Annotated in this window: 25 protein-coding genes and 1 tRNA gene; 19 read left to right on the top strand and 7 right to left on the bottom strand. The window is 66.6% G+C overall.

The annotated features are described in order from the left end of the window. Positions 1 to 37: 37 nt before the first annotated feature. The 3 genes from sdhA to sdhC are packed head-to-tail and all read right to left on the bottom strand — an operon-like array spanning position 38 to position 2,644. The gene (sdhA, locus tag Q1B08_RS06655) at positions 38 to 1,849 is read right to left on the bottom strand and encodes a succinate dehydrogenase flavoprotein subunit (protein WP_299816430.1); all 1,812 of its coding nucleotides are present in this window, start codon (positions 1,847 to 1,849) and stop codon (positions 38 to 40) included. Between the two features lie 13 nt (positions 1,850 to 1,862). Further along, positions 1,863 to 2,249, bottom strand: coding sequence for a succinate dehydrogenase, hydrophobic membrane anchor protein (locus Q1B08_RS06650; RefSeq protein ID WP_299816428.1), 387 nt, complete (start codon positions 2,247 to 2,249; stop codon positions 1,863 to 1,865). An 11-nt stretch (positions 2,250 to 2,260) separates the two neighbouring features. Next, positions 2,261 to 2,644: a succinate dehydrogenase, cytochrome b556 subunit gene (gene sdhC / locus Q1B08_RS06645; protein ID WP_299816426.1), complete on the bottom strand. Its 384-nt coding sequence runs from the start codon at positions 2,642 to 2,644 to the stop codon at positions 2,261 to 2,263. Positions 2,645 to 2,800: 156 nt separating this feature from the next. Between sdhC and Q1B08_RS06640 the strand changes: the two genes are divergently transcribed. Next, on the top strand, positions 2,801 to 3,136 hold the full coding sequence (locus tag Q1B08_RS06640) for a DUF3140 domain-containing protein (RefSeq protein WP_299816424.1): 336 nt from the start codon (positions 2,801 to 2,803) through the stop codon (positions 3,134 to 3,136). Between the two features lie 160 nt (positions 3,137 to 3,296). Here the strand turns inward: Q1B08_RS06640 and Q1B08_RS06635 are convergent, their stop codons facing one another. From Q1B08_RS06635 to Q1B08_RS06625, 3 genes are read right to left on the bottom strand one after another with little or no spacing between them, the layout of a single operon-like run. After that, positions 3,297 to 3,503 (bottom strand): DUF1737 domain-containing protein, encoded by a 207-nt coding sequence (locus Q1B08_RS06635; RefSeq protein WP_299816422.1) that lies wholly within the window; start codon positions 3,501 to 3,503, stop codon positions 3,297 to 3,299. After that, positions 3,500 to 4,051 carry an NnrU family protein gene (locus Q1B08_RS06630; protein WP_299816420.1) on the bottom strand — a complete coding sequence of 184 codons (552 nt, stop codon included), beginning with the start codon at positions 4,049 to 4,051 and terminating at the stop codon, positions 3,500 to 3,502. Before Q1B08_RS06630 ends, Q1B08_RS06635 begins: the two co-directional genes overlap by 4 nt. Further along, complete coding sequence (locus tag Q1B08_RS06625; protein ID WP_299816418.1) at positions 4,048 to 4,908, bottom strand: CoA ester lyase; 861 nt, start codon at positions 4,906 to 4,908, stop codon at positions 4,048 to 4,050. The genes Q1B08_RS06630 and Q1B08_RS06625 overlap by 4 nt, the downstream gene beginning before the upstream one ends. A gap of 266 nt (positions 4,909 to 5,174) precedes the next feature. On the opposite strand from Q1B08_RS06625, the gene Q1B08_RS06620 reads away from it, so the two are divergent. From Q1B08_RS06620 to lpdA, 16 genes are all read left to right on the top strand, one after another. Then, positions 5,175 to 5,501 carry a hypothetical protein gene (locus Q1B08_RS06620; RefSeq protein WP_299816416.1) on the top strand — a complete coding sequence of 109 codons (327 nt, stop codon included), beginning with the start codon at positions 5,175 to 5,177 and terminating at the stop codon, positions 5,499 to 5,501. A 150-nt stretch (positions 5,502 to 5,651) separates the two neighbouring features. Beyond that, positions 5,652 to 6,614 (top strand): malate dehydrogenase, encoded by a 963-nt coding sequence (gene mdh / locus Q1B08_RS06615; protein ID WP_299816414.1) that lies wholly within the window; start codon positions 5,652 to 5,654, stop codon positions 6,612 to 6,614. Positions 6,615 to 7,352: 738 nt separating this feature from the next. Beyond that, the gene (locus Q1B08_RS06610; RefSeq protein ID WP_299816412.1) at positions 7,353 to 8,147 is read left to right on the top strand and encodes a polysaccharide pyruvyl transferase family protein; all 795 of its coding nucleotides are present in this window, start codon (positions 7,353 to 7,355) and stop codon (positions 8,145 to 8,147) included. 150 nt (positions 8,148 to 8,297) lie between these two features. Then, positions 8,298 to 9,491 carry an ADP-forming succinate--CoA ligase subunit beta gene (sucC, locus tag Q1B08_RS06605; RefSeq protein WP_299816410.1) on the top strand — a complete coding sequence of 398 codons (1,194 nt, stop codon included), beginning with the start codon at positions 8,298 to 8,300 and terminating at the stop codon, positions 9,489 to 9,491. Between the two features lie 161 nt (positions 9,492 to 9,652). After that, positions 9,653 to 10,162: a hypothetical protein gene (locus tag Q1B08_RS06600; protein ID WP_299816408.1), complete on the top strand. Its 510-nt coding sequence runs from the start codon at positions 9,653 to 9,655 to the stop codon at positions 10,160 to 10,162. Positions 10,163 to 10,223: 61 nt separating this feature from the next. Next, positions 10,224 to 10,835, top strand: coding sequence for a hypothetical protein (locus Q1B08_RS06595; protein WP_299816406.1), 612 nt, complete (start codon positions 10,224 to 10,226; stop codon positions 10,833 to 10,835). Beyond that, entirely contained in the window at positions 10,832 to 11,890 is a 1,059-nt protein-coding gene (locus Q1B08_RS06590; RefSeq protein WP_299816404.1) for a hypothetical protein, read from the top strand. The genes Q1B08_RS06595 and Q1B08_RS06590 overlap by 4 nt, the downstream gene beginning before the upstream one ends. Positions 11,891 to 12,211: 321 nt before the next feature. Then, entirely contained in the window at positions 12,212 to 13,099 is an 888-nt protein-coding gene (sucD, locus tag Q1B08_RS06585) for a succinate--CoA ligase subunit alpha (RefSeq protein ID WP_299816402.1), read from the top strand. Positions 13,100 to 13,202: 103 nt separating this feature from the next. Continuing rightward, positions 13,203 to 14,417: a glycosyltransferase family 4 protein gene (locus Q1B08_RS06580; protein ID WP_299816910.1), complete on the top strand. Its 1,215-nt coding sequence runs from the start codon at positions 13,203 to 13,205 to the stop codon at positions 14,415 to 14,417. A gap of 10 nt (positions 14,418 to 14,427) precedes the next feature. Then, positions 14,428 to 17,397, top strand: coding sequence for a 2-oxoglutarate dehydrogenase E1 component (locus Q1B08_RS06575; protein WP_299816401.1), 2,970 nt, complete (start codon positions 14,428 to 14,430; stop codon positions 17,395 to 17,397). A 3-nt stretch (positions 17,398 to 17,400) separates the two neighbouring features. Beyond that, positions 17,401 to 19,008, top strand: a complete 1,608-nt coding sequence (odhB, locus tag Q1B08_RS06570) for a 2-oxoglutarate dehydrogenase complex dihydrolipoyllysine-residue succinyltransferase (protein WP_299816399.1) — start codon at positions 17,401 to 17,403, stop codon at positions 19,006 to 19,008. An 81-nt stretch (positions 19,009 to 19,089) separates the two neighbouring features. Beyond that, the gene (locus Q1B08_RS06565) at positions 19,090 to 19,767 is read left to right on the top strand and encodes a hypothetical protein (protein ID WP_299816397.1); all 678 of its coding nucleotides are present in this window, start codon (positions 19,090 to 19,092) and stop codon (positions 19,765 to 19,767) included. A gap of 322 nt (positions 19,768 to 20,089) precedes the next feature. Continuing rightward, positions 20,090 to 20,329: a DUF3303 family protein gene (locus Q1B08_RS06560; RefSeq protein WP_299816395.1), complete on the top strand. Its 240-nt coding sequence runs from the start codon at positions 20,090 to 20,092 to the stop codon at positions 20,327 to 20,329. Continuing rightward, complete coding sequence (locus Q1B08_RS06555; protein WP_299816393.1) at positions 20,326 to 20,553, top strand: hypothetical protein; 228 nt, start codon at positions 20,326 to 20,328, stop codon at positions 20,551 to 20,553. The genes Q1B08_RS06560 and Q1B08_RS06555 overlap by 4 nt, the downstream gene beginning before the upstream one ends. After that, positions 20,550 to 20,945, top strand: coding sequence for an MAPEG family protein (locus tag Q1B08_RS06550; RefSeq protein ID WP_299816391.1), 396 nt, complete (start codon positions 20,550 to 20,552; stop codon positions 20,943 to 20,945). The genes Q1B08_RS06555 and Q1B08_RS06550 overlap by 4 nt, the downstream gene beginning before the upstream one ends. Positions 20,946 to 21,053: 108 nt before the next feature. Further along, the gene (lpdA, locus tag Q1B08_RS06545; RefSeq protein ID WP_299816389.1) at positions 21,054 to 22,448 is read left to right on the top strand and encodes a dihydrolipoyl dehydrogenase; all 1,395 of its coding nucleotides are present in this window, start codon (positions 21,054 to 21,056) and stop codon (positions 22,446 to 22,448) included. 97 nt (positions 22,449 to 22,545) lie between these two features. Here the strand turns inward: lpdA and Q1B08_RS06540 are convergent, their stop codons facing one another. Continuing rightward, the gene (locus Q1B08_RS06540; protein ID WP_299816387.1) at positions 22,546 to 23,229 is read right to left on the bottom strand and encodes a SprT family zinc-dependent metalloprotease; all 684 of its coding nucleotides are present in this window, start codon (positions 23,227 to 23,229) and stop codon (positions 22,546 to 22,548) included. A gap of 118 nt (positions 23,230 to 23,347) precedes the next feature. On the opposite strand from Q1B08_RS06540, the gene Q1B08_RS06535 reads away from it, so the two are divergent. Together Q1B08_RS06535 and Q1B08_RS06530 are read left to right on the top strand one after the other, a co-directional pair. Continuing rightward, positions 23,348 to 23,692 (top strand): TIGR02300 family protein, encoded by a 345-nt coding sequence (locus Q1B08_RS06535; RefSeq protein WP_299816385.1) that lies wholly within the window; start codon positions 23,348 to 23,350, stop codon positions 23,690 to 23,692. 76 nt (positions 23,693 to 23,768) lie between these two features. After that, positions 23,769 to 23,844: transfer RNA gene (locus Q1B08_RS06530), tRNA-Ala, on the top strand. The last annotated feature ends 249 nt before the right edge of the window (positions 23,845 to 24,093 follow it).

Below are 24,093 nucleotides of genomic sequence, written 5' to 3'. Positions count from 1 at the left end.
AGGCCGGGCGCCGACAGGGACAGGACCGGGTAGCGCATCAGTAGACCCTCGCCTTCGGGGCGATCTTCTTCAGGTCGATGCCGCCGTCGTTGTGGCTCGTCAGCGGGTTCATGTGCACGCCGCGATAGCCGAGGTCGTACTTCATCTTGTCGCCCTTGAACCAGGTCAGCGAGTGCTTGCGCCAGTTCTCGTCGTCCCGGTCGGGGAAGTCCTCGTGGGCATGGGCGCCGCGGCTTTCCTTGCGCGCCTCGGCCGCGACCACGGTGGCCACCGCGTTCGGCATGAGGTTCGCGAGCTCCAGCGTCTCCATGAGGTCGGAATTCCAGATAAGCGACGTGTCGGTCACCTGCACGTCGTCCAACTTGCCGGCGATGTCGGTCATCTTCTCCTTGCCCTGCGCCAACGTCTCGGACGTGCGGAACACGGCCGCGTCGTCCTGCATCGTCTTTTGCATTTCGAGGCGCAGCTCGGCGGTGGCGACCTGTCCGCGCGCATGTCGCAGACCGTCGAAGCGGGCGAGCGCCATCTCGACGGAGCGGATGTTCGGCGTGGGCACGGCGGCGTCGCGGTCGATCACCTGCCCCGCCCGGATCGCGGCGGCGCGGCCGAAGACCACGAGGTCGATGAGCGAATTCGAGCCCAGACGGTTCGCCCCGTGGACCGAGGCGCAGCCGGCCTCGCCCACGGCCATCAGGCCCGGCGCAACGCGGTCGTCGTCACCGCCGGACGGCGCGAGCACCTCGCCCCAATAATTCGTGGGGATGCCGCCCATGTTGTAATGCACCGTCGGCAGGACCGGGATCGGCTCCTTGGTGACGTCGGCGCCCGCGAAGATCCGCGCACTCTCGGAGATGCCGGGCAGGCGCAGATGCAGCGTCTCGGGCGGCAGGTGGCTGAGGTTCAGGTGGATGTGGTCGCCGTCCTTGCCAACGCCCCGCCCTTCGCGGATCTCCATCGTCATGCAGCGCGAGACGACGTCGCGCGAGGCGAGATCCTTGTAGGTCGGCGCGTAACGCTCCATGAAGCGCTCGCCCTCGGAGTTGGTGAGATATCCCCCCTCGCCCCGCGCCCCTTCGGTGATGAGGCAGCCGGCGCCGTAGATGCCGGTCGGGTGAAACTGCACGAACTCCATGTCCTGCAGCGGCAGCCCCGCCCGCGCGATCATGCCGCCGCCGTCGCCGGTGCAGGTATGGGCGGAGGTGGCCGAGAAGTAGGCGCGGCCGTAGCCGCCGGTGGCCAGCACCGTCATCTTCGCGGAGAACAGGTGCAGCTTGCCGTCGTCGAGGCTCCAGCAGAGCACCCCCTGGCAGACGCCGTCCTCGGACATGATGAGGTCGATGGCGAAGTACTCGATGAAGAACTGCGCCTTCTCCTTCAGCGACTGGCCGTAAAGCGTATGCAGGATCGCGTGCCCGGTGCGGTCGGCGGCGGCGCAGGTCCGCTGCACCGGCGGGCCCTCGCCGTACTCGGTCGTGTGGCCGCCGAAGGGCCGCTGGTAGATCCTGCCGTCCTCGGTACGCGAGAACGGCACGCCGTAATGCTCGAGCTCGTAGACGGCCTTCGGCGCCTCGCGGGCGAGGTACTCCATCGCGTCCGTGTCGCCGAGCCAGTCCGACCCCTTCACGGTGTCGTACATGTGCCATTGCCAGTTGTCCGGCCCCATGTTCCCGAGCGAGGCGGCGATCCCCCCCTGCGCGGCGACCGTGTGGGAACGGGTCGGGAAGACCTTGGAGATGCAGGCGGTGCGGAGCCCCTGCTCCGCCATGCCGAGCGTCGCCCGCAGCCCCGCACCGCCGGCGCCCACGACGACGACGTCGTATTCGTGTGTCTCGTATTCGTAGGCGGCCATCTCTTTCTCCGGATTACAGGGCCAGCCGGGCCAGCGCGTAGAGACACGCGAGCCCGGCGGCGAAGCTGACGATATGGGACAGGGCGAGCAGAAGCTTCAGCGTCATCCCGCGGGCGTAGTCGGTCAGGAGAACCTGCGTGCCCTTGGCGTAGTGCCACCAGCCGATCGCGAAGGTCAGCGCCGCGACCAAAGCGGGGAACGGCCGGGAGTAGTAGGCCACGACCTCCGTGTAAGGGGCGCCGAGAATGGCGCCGAACGTGAACAGGAACAGCGGCACGACGATCACGAGCGCGAGCGAGGAGATCGTGACGCGCCAGTGCTGCTCCGTCCCGGTATGGGCGGAGCCATAGAGATTCGCGCGCTTGCGGTCCGTCAGAAAGGTCTGGGCGGGGGTTTCCATGGCGTCCTTCCTCAGAGCACGATGATCGTGAGAAGCGTCAGCACGACCGAGCCGATGATGCAGGCCCAGCCGAGCCGCTCGGCGCTGACGATGTCGAGCCCGCGCCCGGTGTCCCAGATAAGATGCCGGATGCCCGCGAGCGTGTGATACCAGAGCGCCCAGATCGAGCCGAGGAAGACGAGCTTGCCGAACCACGACGTGAGCACCGCGTTGGCCGTCTCGAACGCGTCCGGCCCGGCCGCGGCCGCGACGAACCACCAGGTGATCAGAAGCGCGGCGACGATCAGGGCATTGCCGGTGATCCGGGTCAGGATCGACGTGATCGAGGTGAGCTGCGGCCGGTAGACCTGCAGATGTGGGCTGAGCGGGCGATTGCCTCGGTTCACGTCTGCCATGCGTCATTCCCCTGTCGTCGATCTGCGGTGGTTCTAACGGTTTTCGCGGCGGTGTCACGGGCCGACCGAGGCAAACCGCCGCTTTGCGGCGTAGAGGCGCAGGCGGGAACCGTCGCGAAAGCCGTCCGTTCCCCCGGAACCGCGCGGAGGATTACGATGGCGAAGTCGCACGACGAGATCTGGGACGAATGGAGCGACCTGGTGAACATGGCGCCCAAGGAGCTCGAGGAGTTCCTCGACACGGGGGAAAGCAAGTCCGTCGGACGGGATTCCGGGGACGGCGAGGCCACGGGCCACAAGTCGGGCAAGCGGATCGTCGAGATCAAGCATACCACGAAGACCGACCTGTCGGACGATGACTGGGACCACATGGCGAAGGTCGTAGGCTACATCAAACGCCACAAGGCGCAGGGCGGCCCGGACGACGACATGGAACACTCGAACTGGCGCTACTCGCTGATGAACTGGGGCCACGACCCGATGAAGGAATGAGCGGTCCGTCGCCGCGGATGGTCTTGCGTTCGCCCATCGTGACAATGACCGATCGACACGTCAGACCGGCTCCGGGGCCTGGTTGTCCGGGTCAGGAAGGACACACTCGGCCGGTTGGGCCTGTCCGTAATGCCGCCGTGCGCAGCGGCCCCCTAACCCGTCACTGCGCGCCGAGCTTCATGCCCGGCTCGTAGGGTCCATCGACGTCTTTGGTCACTGCCTGCGCGCAGCGCATCACGCCGGCCCCGTGGTCCCAAGCATAGCTGGGCGCGCCGTGGAGAACCCAACCCTTCGAAAGGGCCTCGCTGACCTTGTGGCAGAAGGCCGAACTGTCTTCCCCGGTCAGCAGCCGATAGAGCGTCGTCATCCTCCTCCTCCGAACGGGTTCACGCCGGCCCAGAGGTGGATGGCGACAGCCACGACATAAAGGACGAGACCGATGGCCAGCGCCTTCAGGTCCCCCTTGACCGAAACGTCCGTGGGCCTGTCCCAAGGCTGGCTGCGATTGATCACGATCACCTCCGCCACCGCCCAGGCCAGCAAGCCTCCGAAAAGAAGGATCGAGGCGAGATCGCCGTTCACCAGAAGATGCGCGACCGCCCAGATCTTGAATGCCGTAAGCTGCGGATGGCGGATGCGGGCGCTGAGCGTGCCCTTCGCGGCACCGTTTCCGAACAGCGCGAAGGCCGCGAGCATGAGAAGGTTGTTGACGTGCTTGAGCCAGAGCGGCGGGTACCAGACGTCGACATAAGGCGCGGCCCGATAGCCGAGGACCATCAGGACGACGGACAGAACCAGCGCCAGCGCGACGAGTCCCTTGCCGGGATCGCCGAGACGCGCCCGCGGCCCGGGAGCGACGCGCTTGAAGAGATGCGCCCCGATCCAGAGCACCAATCCGGCGACTAGAAGGATCATGTCCCACTCTCCTGTCGTGCGATCGCGGCTGCCCGGGCCAATGTCCGGCGAGCCATGTCGATATGAAGGTTCTCGACGATGCGGCCATCGAGCACGGCGACCCCCTGCCCGCGCGCCGTCGCGTCCTCGAACGCGGCGATCTGCCGGCGGGCGAGATCGACGTCCGTTCCGTCCGGCGCGAAGATCTCGTTGGCGACGGCGATCTGCGCGGGGTGGATGAGCGACTTTCCGTCCATGCCGAGGTCCCGCCCTTGCTCGCATTCGGCTCGCAGCCCGTCCGCGTCCCGGAACGCGTTGAAGACGCCGTCGATGCAGGGAACGCCGCCGAGCCGGGCCGCGAGGAGGCATGTCTGCAACGCCGTCATCAGCGGCATCCGGTCCGGCCCCGGTCGGCACCCCAGCTCCTGCGCAAGGTCGTTCGTCCCGAGCACGAAGCCCCCGATGCCTTCCACGCGGGCGATCGCGGCCGCGTTCGAGATGCCCAGAGCCGTCTCCATCATCGCCCAGACCCGCGCCCGCCCCGCGAGCGCGTCCGCGACGCGGGCCACATCGTCGGGAACGTCCACCTTCGGCAGCAGAAGGGCGTCGATGGGCAGGTCGGCGACGGCCGCGAGATCCGCGGCGCCCAATTCCGTCGCCGCCCCGTTGATCCGGACGATCCGCATCCGACGGCCGAAATCCGCCTCGCGCAGCATGTCCGTCAAAGTCCTGCGGGCATCGTCCTTGGCCCCGGGCGCCACCGCATCCTCCAGGTCGAAGACGATCGCGTCCACGGGCAGCCCGGCCGCCTTCTCGAGCGCCCGCCTGTTCGAGGCCGGAACGTAGAGGACGGATCGCAGGGGGCGGAGTTCGGGCATCGACGGGATCCTGAGCGGTCCTTCTTGGAACCACGGGGGGCAACCTTTCGCAAGACGTCCGCAACCGAGCGACCGCTCGTTGCGACCGTTCCCCGCGTCATGGCGCGGCCGCCCGGTCCGTTAACCTGATTTTCTTGTTCCTCGGCGAATGTCGGCCGCACCACTTCGGTTCCGGCACCGACCGGACCCGCGCAACGGACGAGACGGGACTTTCGCCGTTCGTGTCCGTGTCGGCGTCCCGTCGCTACTCGTGAAAGGAATGTGCCATGACGAAGACCCAGTATCTGAATGCCTTCTTCGCGACGCTGACCGGGATCGCGCTGACGCTCCTGACGCTTCCGGCCCAGGCGGGTCAGTCCTGCGGCGCCCGCGACGAGGTGATCGAGCGCCTCGGCGTGAAATACGGCGAGACCCGCCGCGGCCTCGGGCTCGGCGCGAAGGACCGCGTCGTGGAGATCTTCGCCTCCGACGAAACCGGATCCTGGACGATCACCGTCACCCTTCCCGACGGTCGCACCTGCCTCGTGGCGAGCGGGCAATCCTGGGAGGACCGCGTCGACGACCTCGCCCACATGGCCGACGCCGACGCCTGACCGACGGACATCGCGAGATCGCCGAAGGGCGCCCCGACGGGCGCCTTTTGGCGTTCGCACGTGCGGCGGGGGGCCTTGCGCCGGGCCATGCGGCCGCGATAGCTGAACCCGCACGAGAGCACGGACGTAACGGACTTATCGGAGACGGACATGGCCCGACCCAAGATCGCCCTCATCGGCGCCGGACAGATCGGCGGCACGCTTGCCCACCTCGCCGCCATCAAGGAGCTCGGCGATGTCGTCCTCTTCGACATCAGCGAGGGTATTCCGCAGGGCAAGTCGCTGGACATCGCCGAGAGCGGCCCGGTCGAAAAGTTCGACGCGAAGCTCAAGGGGACCAACGACTACGCCGACATCGCCGACGCCGACGTCTGCATCGTCACCGCCGGCGTGCCGCGCAAGCCCGGCATGAGCCGGGACGATCTGCTGGGCATCAACCTGAAGGTGATGAAGGCGGTCGGGGACGGCATCCGGGAAAACGCGCCCGACGCCTTCGTGATCTGCATCACCAACCCGCTCGACGCGATGGTCTGGGCCTTGCGCGAATATTCCGGTCTGCCGCACGAGAAGGTCGTCGGCATGGCCGGCGTGCTCGACTCCGCCCGCTTCCGCCATTTCCTCGCGGAGGCGTTCGACGTGTCGATGCGCGACGTCAGCGCCTTCGTCCTCGGCGGCCATGGCGACACGATGGTGCCGCTCGCGCGCTACTCCACCGTTGGCGGCATTCCCCTGCCCGACCTCGTGGACATGGGCTGGACCACGCAGGACAATCTCGACGCGATCGTACAGCGCACCCGCGACGGCGGGGCCGAGATCGTCGGCCTTCTGAAGACCGGCTCCGCCTTCTATGCCCCCGCCTCCTCGGCGATCGAGATGGCCGAAGCCTACCTCAAGGACCAGAAGCGCCTGCTTCCCTGTGCGGCTTGGGTCGACAACGCGTTCGGCCTGAATGGCATGTATGTCGGCGTTCCGACCATCATCGGCGCCGGTGGCGTCGAGCGGATCGTGAACATCAAACTGAACCGCGAGGAGCAGGGCATGTTCGACAAGTCCGTCGAGGCGGTCACTGGCCTCGTCGAAGCCTGCCGCGGCATCGACAACGCGCTCGGCTGAACGAAACGCGGAGATCGCCCCGTGGAGACTCGGACGATGGGTCACGTCCGGGGCGATCGCTGGTCAAAACCCATCCTCCGTCACGAGATCGAGCCCGTCGCCGATACGGCCGTCCTGCCAAAACCCAAGGCGAGCACGGAGGTCGCGCGAGGCTGTGGAGTGGCTCGGACGCTAGAAGTCGCAAGGCTCTGGGGCTGAATGCAAGCAATCTCGTATTTGCCAGGGCGCAGCGGGGTTTGCTGGAAACATTCTGCCTGCATGTCTCTGACCGGGGATCGCGAGAAACGGGAACGTCACCGCCCTCGATCCGGCACATGGCACATGACGGGTAAAGCGGGGGGGCGTCAGGAATTGCGACGCGGCGACCAAGGTCCCGCGTGAGCGTATACCGAATTGCGTCCACCACGCTTCAGACGACATTCAAGTTTGGAACGCCGCGAAGATCACCGGTCTCGTAGACGTGGCGTTCGTCTGCCGAATACACATCGCCATTGCGTTCCTGGGCTGCAGAGCCCCGGAGCCCTGATCGACCGCCTGTCCCCGAGATGGTAAATCTGTTCTGAACGACCTTGGCGAAGCTCGGCGCGAGGTCGACGGCGCGCTGGGCCGGTACCGCTCGACGCGTATGCTGGTCGCGGTTCGCGGTTTTCTGACGGAGGCTATCAGGTGCAGCTTGTTTGGTACCGGGACAAGGAGGGGAATATAGGGGACGATCTGAATCCCTGGATCTGGCCTTCGATGCTCGATTACGAGTTCGAGTCGTCCAGCGACACGGGGTTTGTCGGGATCGGTTCCATTCTTTCGGATGTCTATGTCGCCCGGTATGCCAAACGGATCGTGTTCGGCGCCGGAGTGCGCCGGCCCGGACGCGTTCCCGACCTTGCCAAGGGTTCGTGGGATTTCCGGTTTGTTCGCGGCCCGCTCTCCGCGAAAGCCTGCGGAGGCGTTCCCTACATAAGCGACCCGGCTATTCTTGCGCCCCTGCGGTTCGAGGAAGGGCGCCACAGGAACGGATTTACCGGAGGAACCGAGACGGGGTTCGTTCGGTACTTCAAATCGCCCCGGAGCCAGGCGAAGGCCATCTGCGAGGAGCTGGGCATGGTCGAGCTCGATCCCACATTTTCGCCGGATGAGTTCCTGTCTCGTCTAAGTCGATGCCGCAGGGTCGTGAGCGAAGCCATGCACGGCGCGATCCTGGCCGATGCGTTTCGTATTCCCTGGGTGGGCATTCGCCTCAACTCGGACCGTCATGAGGGAAGGACTGCCGGTTTCAAATGGCGGGACTGGGCCTTCAGCCTGGAGCTCCCGGCATCTGTCGTGCCGCCGAGTCGTCCGCTGAACCTTCTTCCATATCCCATCCGGATGCGGATCGGGCCTTCACCGACGACCGGGCAGGCGATCGCGAAGGTTCGGGCAGCCTCTGCCGCAAACGCGTTTCACCTGAGCGATACGTCGGTCCTCCGGAAACGTCAGGCACAGATCATGTCGGAAATCACGAGGCTCAAGAAGGAACTCGGGCCGGCGCGTTCGTAGGACGCATCAAATGCGCGTGGCATGCCGTCGATTGGGCCCCGACGATCGCAACACGAGCGTCGCTGCTTCCGTTTCCGGCGCGTTCCCGATAGGCACGTCATCGAGCCCGGCCGGCTGGGCTGCAGCGTGCGATCCTCGACGGAGACTTTTATGAACATCCACGAATATCAGGCCAAGGCCCTCCTGCGGGATTACGGCGCTCCGGTCAGCGATGGCGTGGCGGTGACGCGTGCCGCAGATGCGAAGGACGCGGCGAACCGGCTCGACGGCCCGCTCTGGGTCGTGAAGGCGCAGATCCACGCGGGCGGACGCGGCAAGGGCTCCTTCAAGGAGGCCGATGCCGGTGAGAAGGGCGGCGTCCGGCTCACGAAATCGGTCGAGGACGCGGCCGAGGAAGCACGGCGCATGCTCGGCCGGACGCTCGTGACGCATCAGACCGGACCGGCCGGCAAGCAGGTCAACCGCATCTATATCGAGGACGGCTCCGACATCGCGCGCGAGCTCTACCTCGCGCTGCTGGTCGATCGCCAGACCAGCCGCATCGGCTTCGTCTGCTCGACCGAGGGCGGGATGGACATCGAGGAGGTCGCCGCCTCCACCCCCGAGCGCATCGTGAGCTTCGGCGTCGATCCGGCCACGGGCTACCAGCCCTGGCACGGCCGCCGCGTGGCCTTCGCGCTCGGACTCGAGGGCGCGCAGGTCAAGCAATGCGTCAGCCTGATGGGCATCCTCTACAAGGCCTTCGTCGAGAAGGACATGGAGATGCTGGAGATCAACCCGCTCATCGTGACCGATACCGGCGACCTGAAGGTGCTCGACGCGAAGGTCGGCTTCGACGGCAACGCGATCTACCGCCACAAGGACATCGCCGAGCTGCGCGACGAGACGGAAGAGGATTCCAAGGAACTCGCCGCCTCCAAGTACGACCTGAACTACATCGCGCTCGACGGCGAGATCGGCTGCATGGTCAACGGCGCCGGCCTCGCCATGGCGACGATGGACATCATCAAGCTCTACGGCGCGGAGCCCGCGAACTTCCTCGACGTGGGCGGCGGCGCCACGAAGGAAAAGGTGACCGAGGCGTTCAAGATCATCACCTCGGACCCGAACGTGAAGGGGATCCTCGTCAACATCTTCGGCGGCATCATGCGCTGCGACGTCATCGCCGAGGGCGTGATCGCCGCGGTGAAGGAGGTCGGCCTGAAGGTTCCGCTCGTGGTCCGGCTCGAGGGCACGAATGTCGAGAAGGGCAAGGAGATCATCAACCAGTCCGGGCTCGACGTGATCGCCGCGGACGATCTGAAGGACGGCGCCCAGAAGATCGTGAAGGCGGTTAAGGGGTGAGCGCCGGTCCGCGACATCGTCGCGGGCCCGTCGGTCCGGTGGACCGGTCGGAGGCGCGAACGCGGACGGCGCGGGCGACCGAAGGCCGATCCCGGTCGGCCCTCGTGTCCCGGGAGCCGACGGGCCGCGCGCCCCGCCGCCCGTTTCGTCGTTTTCGGACATTGCTGCTCGGTGCGGCCGGGGCCGGCCTGCTCGCGGGGCGCCAATCCGTTTCCGGGCCGGCCGGCGGCGCGCCCCCAGGCGCGCCCGGCTTCGATCGGAGCGTCGCGCTGTCCCTCGCGGCGGAGGCGCGTGATGCCTGCGCGCGGCACATGCCCGACACGCAGGCGACGCGCGACGCCCTCGAGGCGGCCGGGCTTCCGTCGATCGGCAATGACGGGCGATTTCATTTCCACACCCCGGACCGCTTCGACCTGTTGGTCGCCGTCAACACGGGGACGCGGTCACTGACCTGCTTCGTCGCCGTGCGGAACATGACCGAGGCGGAGGCGCGCGGCCTGATCGGCCCCTGGCTCGAGGTCGCCGAAGCCGAACCGGCGTCCGACCTGTCGGGGAACGGACGCGAGGTCTGGCGCGGGCGCTTCCGCGGGGGCCCCGTGACCCTGCTCGTCGGCGACGACATCCGTCTGCCGGGCCTGCGCGGCCGTGCGATCGGAGCGCAGGGCCAGTGAGGCTGCGCCGCTGTCCTCCGTCGCCGCTCACCCTGGCGACGATGATCCGGGGAGTCGGCTCATGAGGCGCGTCTCCCTCCCCTTCGCGCTCCTCCTCCTCCTCGCTCTCGCGGGCTGCGTCTCGACCACCAACGGGTTCGAACGGGGCGTCAGCGACATCGCGGCGCAGCGGATGCGGTTCGCGACGGAGGCGGTCTGCCTCAACAACAGCTCGCAATCCGCGCAGGACCGCGCGGCGCAGCGCCTGAACTTCCCCATCCGGGAGCGCGACGGCGCCTCCACGATCTACGCCAATCCGGGCACCCTGACCTACGTGCGGATCGGACCCGCGCCGGACCAGACCTATACCGACGAGACCGGCACGCCGCAGGTCGTCCGCGGCAGCGGCTGCTCCGTCGGCTCGCCCGCGGTGGGGATCGAGCGCGCCAACCGGCTGGCCGGGGAGATCCTCGCCCCGCGTCTGGTCGACGGCAGCGACATCCTCGCGGCGCCGCGGGGCGCGGGGCGCAACCGGTCCGGCGGGGTCGGATTCTTCTTCGACAGGCTGTCGGTGACCCTTCCACAGGCGCGCACGACGTTCCTGAACCCGGAAACAGGCGAAGGCGCCGCGTTCGATCATCCGGTGATCCTGATCGTGCATGGCCAAAGCCAGAAAGCGGAAATCCCACAATGAAAGCCATCGTCCATATCGGAATGCCGAAATGCGGCTCCACGACCATTCAGAATTGGCTGAACGAGAATGCCGGCGCGCTGGCGGAGCGGGGGATCGCGTACGACAACGCGAGCATGCCGGGCTATCCGACCACGATCGCGCATCAGGGGATCCGGATAAGCCAGAGCGACCTGCTCGGAAAGCTGGTCGAGAACCCGACGATCCGCCGGACGCACAAAATCTTCTCCCTGGAGGATCAGCGCCGCTTCGCACGAAAGTTCTCGGACTATTTCGGCAATCTGGTCGGCCGGCGTCAGGAGGAGACCTTCGTCGTCTCGTCCGAATATCTCGGGGCCAACACGCGGACGCCGGACGGCGTCCGCGCGCTGGAAAGCTGGCTCGGCCGTTATTTCGACGACATCCGGTACGTCGTCTATTTCCGCAGGCAGGAGGACTGGCTGGCGAGCTCCTATTCGGAGCGCATCAAGCGCGGCATCAAGCAGACCCTGCCGGAGATGATCGAGGCCAACGCCAAGCAGAACTGGTTCCGGAAGGCCGCCATCTGGGGCAACGTCGTCGGGGACGATCGCGTGGACGCCCGCCTGATGGAGCCGGACTTCCTGATCGGCGGCGATCTTCTGGAGGATTTCTCGGACCGCATCGGAACCACCGCCGAGGGCCTCGCGGTTCCGCCACGCCAGAACGAATCCCTCACGGCGGCCGGAGCGGAATTCCTGCGCGTGGTGAACACCCGGATCGAACACACGGTGGACGACGGCCGGAAGGTCAATCCGCAGAAGGTCGCGATCCGGCGCGTGCTGCTGCAGCAAACGCTGAAGCTGCCCAAGATCAGGCTCGATGCGGAACAGGTCGCGCATGTCCGCGAGGTGAACGCGGCGAGCAACGAGAAGCTGCGGGAGCGGTTCTTTCCGGAGCGCGCCGAGCTGTTTCCCCCGAAACCTGCCCCGGACGCGAACGGCCCGTCCCTGCGGGCGGAAGACGTCGCCACCGTCGCGCTCGACGTGATGCTGTCGCTTCAAAGCGAGGAATCCCTCCCGGAAGCCCAAAACGCTTGAGTCTGCCGCGCGGAGGGTCGAGACACGGGACCGAACGGCCACGAAACCGGAACGATGGATGGCAGGAGGCCGCAATGGCCGATCAGACAGGCGGACGTTCCGGGGCCACGCGCCCCGACCTGCCGGCAAACGGATCGGGGCACCTCCCGGGGTCGAGGCGATGTCCGGTCCCTCATGCGACGGACGGCTCCCACGGCTTCGCCGTTGCAGTCCCTCGCCCGGCGGGGGATCGCGGGCGCGTCCTGTCCGAAAGACATCACCCCGGGGCGTGAGCGCGCGCGCCCGGTGCAGTAACCGAAAGACACATCCCAGGAGGCCCGGATGGCCATACTTATCGACGAGAACACCAAGGTCATCTGCCAGGGTCTGACCGGCTCGCAGGGAACCTTCCACACGGAACAGGCGATCGCCTACGGCACGCGGATGGTCGGCGGCGTCACGCCCGGCAAGGGCGGGCAAACGCATCTCGACCTGCCGGTCTTCGACAGCTGCCACGAGGCCGTGGCCGAAACAGGGGCGAACGCGTCCGTCATCTACGTTCCGCCCCCCTTCGCCGCGGACTCGATCCTCGAGGCGATCGACGCGGAGATCCCCCTCGTCGTGTGCATCACCGAAGGCATCCCGGTCCTCGACATGATGAAGGTGAAGCGCGCGCTCGACGGCTCCAGGACCCGTCTGATCGGGCCGAACTGCCCCGGCGTCATCACGCCCGGGGCCTGCAAGATCGGCATCATGCCCGGCCACATCCACCGGCGCGGCTCCGTCGGCGTCGTGTCCCGCTCCGGGACGCTGACCTACGAGGCGGTGAAGCAGACCACGGATATGGGGCTGGGCCAGTCGACCGCCGTGGGCATCGGCGGGGATCCGATCAAGGGCACGGAGCATATCGACGTGCTCGAGATGTTCCTCGCCGACCCGGAGACGACCTCGATCATCATGATCGGCGAGATCGGCGGCACCGCCGAGGAGGACGCCGCCGCGTTCCTCGCCTCCGAAAGGAAGGCCGGCCGCTGGAAGCCGACTGCCGGCTTCATCGCCGGCCGCACCGCCCCTCCGGGCCGCCGCATGGGTCATGCCGGCGCGATCGTGGCCGGCGGCAAGGGCGATGCCGAATCCAAGATCGAGGCCATGCGCTCCGCCGGCATCGTCGTCGCGGACAGCCCGGCGACGCTTGGTGAAGCGGTGAAGGAAGCGATCGACAAGGGCTAGATCGTTGGAGGGGACGGGACGAGCAGAAGCATCGGAAGCCACCGGCACGGCGGCGGGAACGACCGGCATATTTCTAGTCGTCCCGAACGGTGCCGTGCATCCGATGACCGGGGGCGGGCAGCGCACACGGATCTTCTTCGATGCATTGCGGTCCATCCATCCCGTCACGGTCATCCTGCTCGGGGTTCCGGAAGACACCAAGGCGGGGGTGTTCTTTCCTGGTGCGGAACGCGTCGTGGGCATCCCCGTCAGGACTTTTGACATCCATGCGAGTGGACGGATCGGAAAGGTGTGGAAGATCATCAGGCGGGTCGTCCTGCCGCGTGCCGACATGGCAGCCGACCCGGCGCTCACGACACGTTTGAACGAGTTGACATGCGACCGCGGCCAATCGCTCGTTGTGTTCAGGTACTTTCTGACATTCGCGCGTTCCGGCCTGATCGACGAAGGCGATGCCGGTCGGCGGATCGTCGTCGATGTCGACGATCGCGATGACCGGAAGATGGCCGTCCAGCTTCGCTCGCGGCTCGGTCGTATCGCGGGCCCTGTCGCCGTTCGTTTCCTGACGCCGCGCGTTCTGTCCCTGATGACGGAGCGCCTCCGCGGGGCGGGACACGTCTGGGTCGCGAAAGCGGAGGATCTGTTCGCTGCTTCGAACCTGAGACAATCCGTCGTCCCGAATGTGCCCTTTGCCTCGGAGGGCCTGGAGGATATCGGGCCGGCCGGCGAGGGGCGGACCGTCCTGTTTTTTGGCGGGCCGGGTCACATGCCCAATCGCCAAGGGGTGCTCTGGTTTCTGAACAATTGCTGGTCGAAGGTACGTGCCGCTGTTCCGGAGGCGGTGTTCCAGATCGTAGGGTTCGGCGACTGGTCCGGTCTGGCGTTGCGCCACGGCAACACGCCCGGGGTCGAGATTGTCGGCACGGTCGAAAATCCGTCCGATGTCTATGCGAACGCGCGCGTGGTCGTCTGCCCTATTCGTGAGGGAGCAGGATCGCAGATCAAGTTGATCGAGGCATGCGCGTTCGCACGTCCGGTCGTCGCGACCCTTCTCTCGGGATCCGGTTTCGGCCAGGAGATCGCGAACCAGATCGAACCGATCGACGATGCTGATGCATTCGCCGACAGATGCGTTATGTACCTGGAAGATGCCGCGGCCGCGACTTCGAAGGGTACCATGCTGCAAAAGCTGCAGAGACGCTATTATTCCCGTGCGGCGGTGGCGACGCGCATTGCCGGAGACCTTGCGGACGGACTAGGCGTCGTACCCGCAGAAGGACCGACCCGCCGCAGGCCCGCCTCCCCCAGCCCAACATGAAGGTCCCGCCATGACCGACCAGTCCCCCAACGACGTCTTCCGCTCCACCTCCTTCATGCAGGGGCACAACGCCGCGTATCTGGAGCAGATGTACGCGCGCTACGCCTCCGACCCGGACGCGGTGGACGCGGCGTGGCGTCAGTTCTTCGACACGATGCAGGATGACGCGGGCGCGGCGGAGGCCGAGGCGGCGGCACCGTCCTGGGCGCGGACCGACTGGCCGCCGCAGCCCTCCGACGAGCTGACCGCCGCGCTGACCGGCGAATGGCCGGCGCCGCCCGTCGACCCGAAGGAGGCGCGCGCGGCGGGCGACAAGATCAAGGCCAAGGCCGAGTCCTCCGGGGCGACGATCACCGACGCGCAGGTGCGGCGCGCGGTGCTGGATTCGATCCGCGCGCTGATGCTGATCCGGGCCTACCGCATCCGCGGCCACCTCGCCGCCGATCTCGATCCGCTGGGCGTGCGGACGCGCGACCCGCATCCCGAGCTCGACCCGAAATCCTACGGCTTCACGGAAGCCGATCTCGAGCGGCCGATCTTCATCGACAACGTCCTCGGGCTCGAGGTCGCGACGCTGACACAGATCGTCTCGATCCTGCGACGGACCTATTGCGGAACGTTCGCGCTGCAGTACATGCACATCTCCGACCCGGAGCAATCAGCCTGGCTCAAGGAGCGGATCGAGGGCTTGGGCAAGGAGATCGCCTTCACTCGCGAGGGCCGGCGCGCGATCCTCAACAAGCTGGTCGAGGCCGAGGGCTTCGAGAAGTTCCTCCACGTCAAGTACATGGGCACCAAGCGGTTCGGCCTCGACGGCGGCGAAAGCCTGATCCCGGCGATGGAACAGATCATCAAGCGCGGCGGGCAGCTCGGATTGCAGGACATCGTGATCGGCATGCCGCATCGCGGTCGCCTTTCGGTGCTCGCCAACGTCATGGAGAAGCCTTACCGGGCGATCTTCAACGAGTTCCAGGGCGGCAGCTTCAAGCCCGAGGACGTCGACGGCTCGGGCGACGTGAAATACCATCTCGGCGCCAGCTCCGACCGTACCTTCGACGGCAACGTCGTCCACCTGTCGCTGACCGCCAACCCCTCCCATCTCGAGGCGGTGAACCCGGTCATTCTCGGCAAGGTCCGCGCCAAGCAGGATCAACTCGGCGACACGGAGCGCAAGAAGGCGGCGGGACTGCTCCTGCATGGCGACGCCGCTTTCGCGGGCCAGGGCGTGGTGGCGGAATGCTTCGCGCTGTCCGGCCTGCGCGGGCACCGGACCGGCGGCACGATCCACATCGTCGTGAACAACCAGATCGGCTTCACGACGGCCCCGCACTTCTCGCGCTCCTCGCCCTACCCGACCGACAACGCCTTGGTTGTCGAGGCACCGATCTTCCACGTCAACGGCGACGATCCGGAGGCGGTCGTCCATGCCGCCAAGGTCGCGATCGAGTTCCGTCAGAAGTTCGGCAAGGATGTCGTCATCGACATCTTCTGCTACCGCCGGTTCGGCCACAACGAGGGGGACGAGCCGATGTTCACGAACCCCCTCATGTACAAGACGATCAAGAAACAGAAGACGACCCTGTCGCTCTACACCGAGCGGCTCACGAAGGAGGGGCTGGTCCCCGAGGGCGAGATCGAGGGGCTGAAGGCCGCGTTCCAGGAGAAGATGGCCGCCGAGTTCGAGGCCGGCAAGGACTACCGCCCGAACAAGGCCGACTGGCTCGACGGCCGGTGGTCGCATCTCGACCGCCGCAAGGAGGACGACTACGTCCGCGGCGAGACGGCGATCTCGCCCGAGACGTTCGAGGAGGCCGGCCGCGCATTGACCAGGGCGCCGGAGGGCTTCGCGCTGCACAAGACCATCGGGCGCCTGCTCGACGCCAAGGCGCGGATGTTCGAGTCCGGCGAAGGGTTCGACTGGGCGACCGCCGAAAGCCTGGCCTTCGGGTCGCTCCTGACGGAGGGCTATCGCGTCCGCCTGTCGGGGCAGGATTCGACCCGCGGCACCTTTTCCCAGCGACACTCCGCCTTCGTCGATCAGGAATCCGAGGAGCGGTACTACCCGCTGAACCACATCCGCGAAGGGCAGTCGCATTACGAGGTCATCGACTCGGCGCTGTCGGAATACGCCGTGCTCGGCTTCGAATACGGCTACAGCCTCGCGGAGCCGAACGCGCTCACCATGTGGGAGGCGCAGTTCGGCGACTTCGCCAATGGCGGGCAGATCATGTTCGATCAGTTCATCTCCTCCGGCGAGTCGAAATGGCTCCGCATGAGCGGGCTCGTCTGCCTCCTGCCGCATGGCTACGAGGGACAGGGGCCGGAACATTCCTCCGCGCGGCTGGAGCGGTTCCTGCAGATGTGCGGCTCCGACAACTGGATCGTCGCCAACTGCACCACGCCGGCGAACTACTTCCACATCCTGCGGCGGCAGCTGCACCGCGACTTCCGCAAGCCGCTCATCCTGATGACGCCGAAATCGCTGCTGCGCCACAAGCTCGCCGTGAGCCGCAAGGCCGAGTTCACCAGCGGCTCCAGCTTCCATCGCGTCCTCTGGGACGATGCGCAGCAGGGCAATTCCGAACTCGACCTCCTGCCCGACGACCGGATCAAGCGCGTCGTCGTCTGCTCCGGCAAGGTCTACTACGACCTGCTGGAGGCGCGGGACGCGGAGGGGTTGCGCGACGTCTACCTCCTGCGGCTGGAGCAATTCTACCCGTTCCCCGCTCTGTCCATGGTGAACGAGCTGCAGCGCTTCAAGCAGGCCCGGATCGTCTGGTGCCAGGAGGAGCCGAAGAACCAGGGCGGCTGGACCTTCGTGGAGCCCAACCTGGAATGGGTCCTCACCCGCATCGGAGCCGCCAACATCCGCCCGCGCTATGCCGGGCGGACATCCTCCGCCTCGCCCGCGACCGGGCTGGCGAGCCAGCACAAGTCACAACAAGCCGCGCTCGTTCAAGAAGCGCTGAGCACGGAGTAAGCCATGACCGTCGACGTCAAAGTTCCCACCCTCGGCGAATCCGTCACCGAGGCCACCGTGGCCACCTGGTTCAAGAAACCGGGGGACGAGGTGGCGACCGACGAGATGCTCTGCGAGCTCGAGACCGACAAGGTCACGGTCGAGGTCCCCTCGCCCGCCACCGGCACGCTGGGCGAGATCGTCGCGCCGGAGGGGGAGACGGTCGGCGTCGACGCGCTCCTGGCGACGATCAGCGAGGGGGCCGGCGCGCCGGCCTCCGACGAGGCGCCCGCCGCGGTGCCCGAGCCCGGCTCGAAGGAAGACAAGCCCGCGGCGAAGGCGCCCTCCGGCGATGACGGCGCGGCGGGCGGCGGCTCCGTCGACGTGATGGTCCCCGCCCTGGGCGAATCCGTGTCCGAGGCGACCGTGGCCACGTGGTACAAGGCCGAGGGCGACACCATCGCGCAGGACGAGATGCTGTGCGAGCTCGAGACCGACAAGGTTTCGGTCGAGGTGCCCGCCCCCGCCGCTGGCACGCTCACGAAGATCCTCGCGGGCGAGGGCGAGACCGTCGCCGCGGGCGGCAAGCTCGCGCAGATGTCCGCCGGCGCCGGAGCCGAGGTGTCCGCGCCCCACGCGGTCGATCCGAAGCCGTCGGAGGGCGCGGGCGAGGCCGAGACCGAGGAGGCCGTCGCCAATGTCGAGGCCGCGGGCCGGCGCGGCGACGTGGAGGACGCGCCCTCGGCCAAGAAGCTGATGGCCGAGCGGAACCTCTCCGCCGATCAGGTGCAGGGCACCGGCCGCGACGGCCGCGTGATGAAGGAGGACGTGCTCAAGGCCGCCTCCGCCAGGCCCGCCTCCTCCGAGCCCGCCAAAGCACCCGCGCCCGAGCCGAAGCCGGCCCCCCGCGCCCCCGTCGCCGCGGGGGACGAGAACCGGGAGGAGCGGGTCAAGATGACCCGCCTGCGCCAGACCATCGCCCGCCGCCTGAAGGACGCGCAGAACACGGCCGCGATGCTGACCACCTACAACGAGGTGGACATGACCGAGGTCATGGCGCTCCGGAACGAGTACAAGGACCTGTTCGCCAAGAAGCACGGCGTGAAGCTCGGCTTCATGTCGTTCTTCACCAAGGCCTGCTGCCACGCGCTGCGCGAGGTTCCGGAGGTCAACGCGGAGATCGACGGCACCGACGTCGTCTACAAGAACTTCGTCCACATGGGCATCGCCGCCGGCACGCCGCAGGGCCTCGTGGTGCCCGTGATCCGCGACGCCGACGCGATGTCCTTCGCCGAGATCGAGAAGGCCATCGCCGAGAAGGGCGCCGCCGCCCGCGACGGCAAGCTCTCCATGGCTGACATGCAGGGCGGGACATTCACCATCTCGAACGGCGGCGTCTACGGCTCGCTCATGTCCTCGCCGATCCTTAACCCGCCGCAATCGGGCATCCTCGGCATGCACAAGATCCAGGAGCGTCCGATGGTCGTCGGCGGCCAGATCGTGATCCGCCCGATGATGTACCTCGCCCTGAGCTACGACCACCGCATCGTCGACGGCAAGGGCGCGGTGACGTTCCTCGTCCGCGTCAAGGAAGCGCTGGAGGATCCGCGGCGGCTGCTGATGGATCTGTAGGCTTGACTACGTTGTCATAATGGGCAGCATATACCAAGGTGACGGCAGGCATCTTGTGTTCTTTGTTTACTGGTATTGTCGATGTCGGATGAAGAAATCCTAGACGCCTTGGTACAAGCCATCGACAGCGCGGCAGAACCGAGTTGGACGGAAACTCTGACTGCGATCGGCTTGGTGTTTGCCGCGCTTGGTTTAATTTTCACCGCGTTCCAGTTCTATCTATCGCGTAGATCGCTGGATGCAGACCACGATCGATCCCGGCGTCAGACGGTCAGCGATATTCTCCAGTTCTATGTGACGAATACGCAACCTGAGCATAACAAGATTGTCCAGCTCTTGGACGCAATAGATAATAACACGATAAAAAAACTTCGCGACGGCGAGCCAATAACTCTAGGCGGCAAAGAAAAAGAGTTCGCGTGTAGCGCTCTTCGATCTAATTTTCCAGATATCTATGATCGTTATTGCGCCGACGATCGGGAGAAGAGATTCAGCCACGCTGAAACGATGCAGTTGAGATATGTAATGCTGCAAGTTCTCAATCATTACGAGATATGCCTGTCACCGTGGCTTTACGGCATTGCCGATGAGCGGGCGATGGAAAATCAGTTTCGGGATTTGGTTGATGAACGTGACGGGCAACACAAGCTCGAAAAGGTTCGCTCCATCATCGGGAAGGACAAGTTCCCTGCTACGGAGGCATTCAAGGCAAAGCTTTTTCCTGCGACCCCACCCGAAAAGAAGGGTAGAGTGATCTGAAAGAGGCATGGCTTCGCAAGCAGGGTTCCAGCAACCTCGGCCTGCGCGAAGCTGCTTGCCGCTATCGCTAGCCATTCCCTATCGCAATCGAAGCGAGGTGCAGTTCGGTGAGACCTACCGCGTCAACGGCGCGCAACCGACATCAGGGACCGCGTCCTTTGCAGTATTGTCGTCCATTGAAGCGCAAGCGGCTTGCGACGCATCCTGCCAGCGTCTCGCCACATTCCGATGCCGCTTCGAGTTTCCCCGCCCCCGCTCTTCCGCTATGGAACACCCGATCCCGAGATGGTCGAACGGGCCGTCCCCGAACCGGAGCCCCCCCATGCACCTCCTCGTCCACCTCACCCCCGCCGACTACGACACGTGGAAGGCCGACTTCGACCGCGACATGGAAGCGCGCATGAATGCCGGCCTCACGCTCATGCAGCTCTGGCGCGACATGGACGGGACCGGCGTGACCGCGCTGTTCGAGGCCAATAACCGCAAGAAGGCCAGTGACTGGCTCGAGAACGAGCGCCGCACCGGCGGGTCGCTCGACGCGCGGTTCCTGCGGACCGCATGACCCCCGAGACCCGAGATTCCGTCCGCCGCGTGCTGGCCGCCTGGACCCTGCGGCTCGCCATCGTCTGCGTCCTCGCCGTCGTCCTCGTGCAATGGCAGGGCCCGACGCCGTGGCTCTGGGTGGCTCTGGCGCTATACGCCGCGGTCTCGCTGCTGTCGGCGATCATGATCGAGCGCGCCCGCCGCCGGCAGATCGGGCGGCGGGACACGCGGCCCGACCCGTGACGCCCGAGCTCACCGCGCTCGCCCTCGCCGTCCTTCTGCAGGCGGCGCAGTTCGTCGCCTACGCCATCCCCGCCAACCGCGAGCTCGGCCCCGGCTACACCATGTCGGCCCGCGACCGGGAACCGTCGCGGCGGATGTCCGACCGGACCGCCCGCCTCGGCCGCGCGCTCGCCAACCATTTCGAGGGGCTGATCCTCTTCACCGCCGCCGTCGTGGTGGTGACGCTGTCCGGGCAGGCGAGCGGGTTCACCGCCCTCTGCGCCTGGGCCTACCTCGCCGCCCGCATCCTCTACGTGCCGGCCTACGCGTTCGGCTGGCGGCCGGGACGATCGATCATCTGGGCCCTGGGCTTCGCCGCGACGCTTCTGATGGTCGCAGCCGCGCTGATCTGAGGGTGTTGCACGGCGCGGCGATGCACTACATCTGTGCCACACGCGTAACACAGCGGTAACACGCCCATAACACGCCGCGAGACCGACCCAATCGACCCCGGAGACCCCATGGCCCAATACGACGTCATCATCATCGGATCCGGCCCCGGCGGCTATGTCTGCGCCATCCGCTGCGCCCAGCTCGGGCTGAAGACGGCGGTGGTGGAGGGGCGCGAGACGCTCGGCGGGACCTGCCTCAACATCGGCTGCATCCCGTCCAAGGCGCTGCTCCACGCGACCGAGGCCCTGCGCGAGGCGGAGACGACGTTCCCGAAGATGGGCCTGAAGGGCAAGACGCCTTCCGTCGACTGGCCGCAGATGCAGGCCTACAAGCAGGACACCATCGACCAGAACACCAAGGGCATCGAATTCCTGTTCAAGAAGAACAAGATCGACTGGCTCAAGGGTTGGGGCTCCATCCCCGAGGCCGGCCGCGTGAAGGTCGGAGAGGAGACGCATGACGTGAAGCACATCGTCATCGCCTCGGGCTCCGACGTGGCCCCCGTCCCCGGCGCCGCGATCGAGGTGGACGGCAAGATCGTCGTCGACAGCGAAGGCGCCCTGAGCCTGCCGAAGATCCCCAGGAGCATGGTGGTCGTCGGCGGCGGCGTCATCGGGCTCGAGCTCGGCAGCGTGTATTCCCGTCTCGGCACCGAGGTGACGGTGATCGAGTTCCTCGACGGCATCACCCCCGGTCAGGACGCGGAAGTCGCCAAGACCTTCCAGAGAATCCTGTCGCGACAGGGACTTAAGTTCATCACCGGCGCCGCGGTCTCGGAGGTCGAGACGAAGAACGGGAAAGCCGAGATCGCCTACAAGCTCCGCAAGGACGACAGCGCGCACGACATCAAGGTCGACGTGGTCCTGGTCGCCACGGGCCGCAAGCCGCACACGGCGGGGCTGGGGCTCGACGCGCTCGGCATGTCGATGACGAACCGCGGGCAGATCGCGGTGGACGACGGCTACAAGACGAGCGTCGAGGGCATCTACGCCATCGGCGATGTGATCGAGGGGCCGATGCTCGCCCACAAGGCCGAGGACGAGGGCATGGCCCTTGCCGAGATCCTCGCGGGACAGGCCGGACATGTGAATTACGGCGTCATTCCCGGCGTGATCTACACCCATCCCGAGGTCGCGAATGTCGGCCTGACGGAGGAGCAGCTGAAGGAGCAGGGTCGCGCCTACAAGGTCGGCAAGTTCTCCTTCATGGGCAACGGCCGCGCCAAGGCGAACTTCAACGCCGACGGCTTCGTGAAGCTGCTCGCCGACAAGGAGACGGACCGCATCCTCGGCTGCCACGTGATCGGGCCGATGGCGGGCGACCTGATCCACGAGGTCTGCGTCGCGATGGAGTTCGGCGCCGCCTCAGAGGATCTTGCCCGCACGTGCCATGCGCACCCGACCTATTCGGAAGCGATGCGGGAGGCCGCGCTGGCCTGCGGTGACGGCCCCATTCACGCCTGACCCGGCCGGGCCCCGCACGGCGCGGGGCCCGGCCGGACGCCGGGACGGATCCGGCGCCGTCCCGGACCCTTCGAGGCGCGCTTCGGGCGCCGCCCTTTCATTCCTTGCTGAAATCGACCGCGTGCAGCGTCGCGCCGTCGGTCCTGAGCCAGGCACGATGCGTGGCATAGTCCGGCACCAGCCGCTCGACGGCCGCCCAGAACCGGGGCGAATGGTCCATGTGCAGCAGATGCGCGACCTCGTGTGCGGCCACGTAGTCGAGCACTTCGGGCGGCGCCATCACCAGCCGCCAACTGAACATCAGATCCCCGCGGGAGGAGCAGGATCCCCAGCGGGAGCGCGTATCCCGCAGCGTCAGCTTTGCAGGGGATCGGCCGGCCGTCTCCGCGTAGCGGTCCACCGCAGCGGCGAGATGGGTGCGCGCGAGCGTTTGCAGGAGCGCCCGTACGCGCGGGCCGGCCTGCGCGTCGTCGACGACCGCGATCGTCTCGCCGAGATACCGCGCCGCCCGCCCGCCCCCCGCGACGATCGGCACGTCGCGCCCGAGGAGCGGCACCGTCCCGCCCACGCGCACGATCCGCCGCGCGGGCACCGCCGCGACGGCTCGCCGGACCCAGCCCGCCTGATCCCGCACGAACGCGCTCGCCTGCCGTTCGGACATGCCGGCGGGCAGGGTCAGCGTGACGCGTCCATCCGCGCGGCCGACCCGCAGCGACATCCGCCGCGCCCGCGCGGAGTGTCTAAGATGGACCGCGATCCCCTCCGAACCGGGCACCGGCAAGGTCCGCGCTGTCTCCGGTTGCCGGGGCTTGCCACCCCTTGTTCCCTGTGGCATCCGAGCCCAATTCCCTTGACCAGTGGCGCCGTTCCGGGCGCCCGGACGCAATGAAGGAACCGACATGCCGAAGGAAGAATGGGGCGTCAAGCGGGTCTGCCCGACGACCGGCAAGCGCTTCTACGATATGAACCGCTCGCCCATCGTCAGCCCCTATACCGGCGAGACGGTCACCGTCGATACCGGCAACAAGACCCGCATCCTAGCGGCGGACAAGGACGACGTTGACGCCAAGAAGGACGAAAAGGCGGACGACGACCTGCTGCTCGACGATGACGACGTCGACCTCGACGACGACAACGCGGAAGGGGACGAGACGTCCGACACCGTGCTCGACGATGACGAGGACGACGACACCGTATCCCTCGACGAGATCGCGGATGTTGGCGGAGACGACGACGAGGATTGATCGGGTTTTGTCGGGGCATCGCGCGGATTTTCCGCTTGCGCCGCCTCCGACCCTGCCCTAGACCGCAGTCCGGTCAGGGGCCTTAGCTCAGTTGGTAGAGCGCTTGCATGGCATGCAAGAGGTCAGGGGTTCGACTCCCCTAGGCTCCACCATTTCTGTTTTCGATACAGTCAGATAGTTCTCGGTGACAGGTCGGGACGTCTGTCTTCGAGGGGCTCGGAGGCGGCGTCATTCATAGCCTGATCGGTGTCTGGCGCATCGCCGAAAGGCTCGCGTTGAATCGCCGGTTTTACCGGCAACTGTACTTAGCCAGGTGTCTGCTGCGTGTAGTCTGTTCCTGCTGCGAGCATGGCGTTGAGGGTGCAGAGCAGCTTTCTGGCGGTTGCGACGAGTGCGGCTTT

The sequence above is a fragment of the uncultured Jannaschia sp. genome (assembly GCF_947494025.1).
Taxonomy (GTDB): domain Bacteria; phylum Pseudomonadota; class Alphaproteobacteria; order Rhodobacterales; family Rhodobacteraceae; genus Jannaschia.
This window is presented reverse-complemented; position numbering and strand designations above follow the sequence as displayed.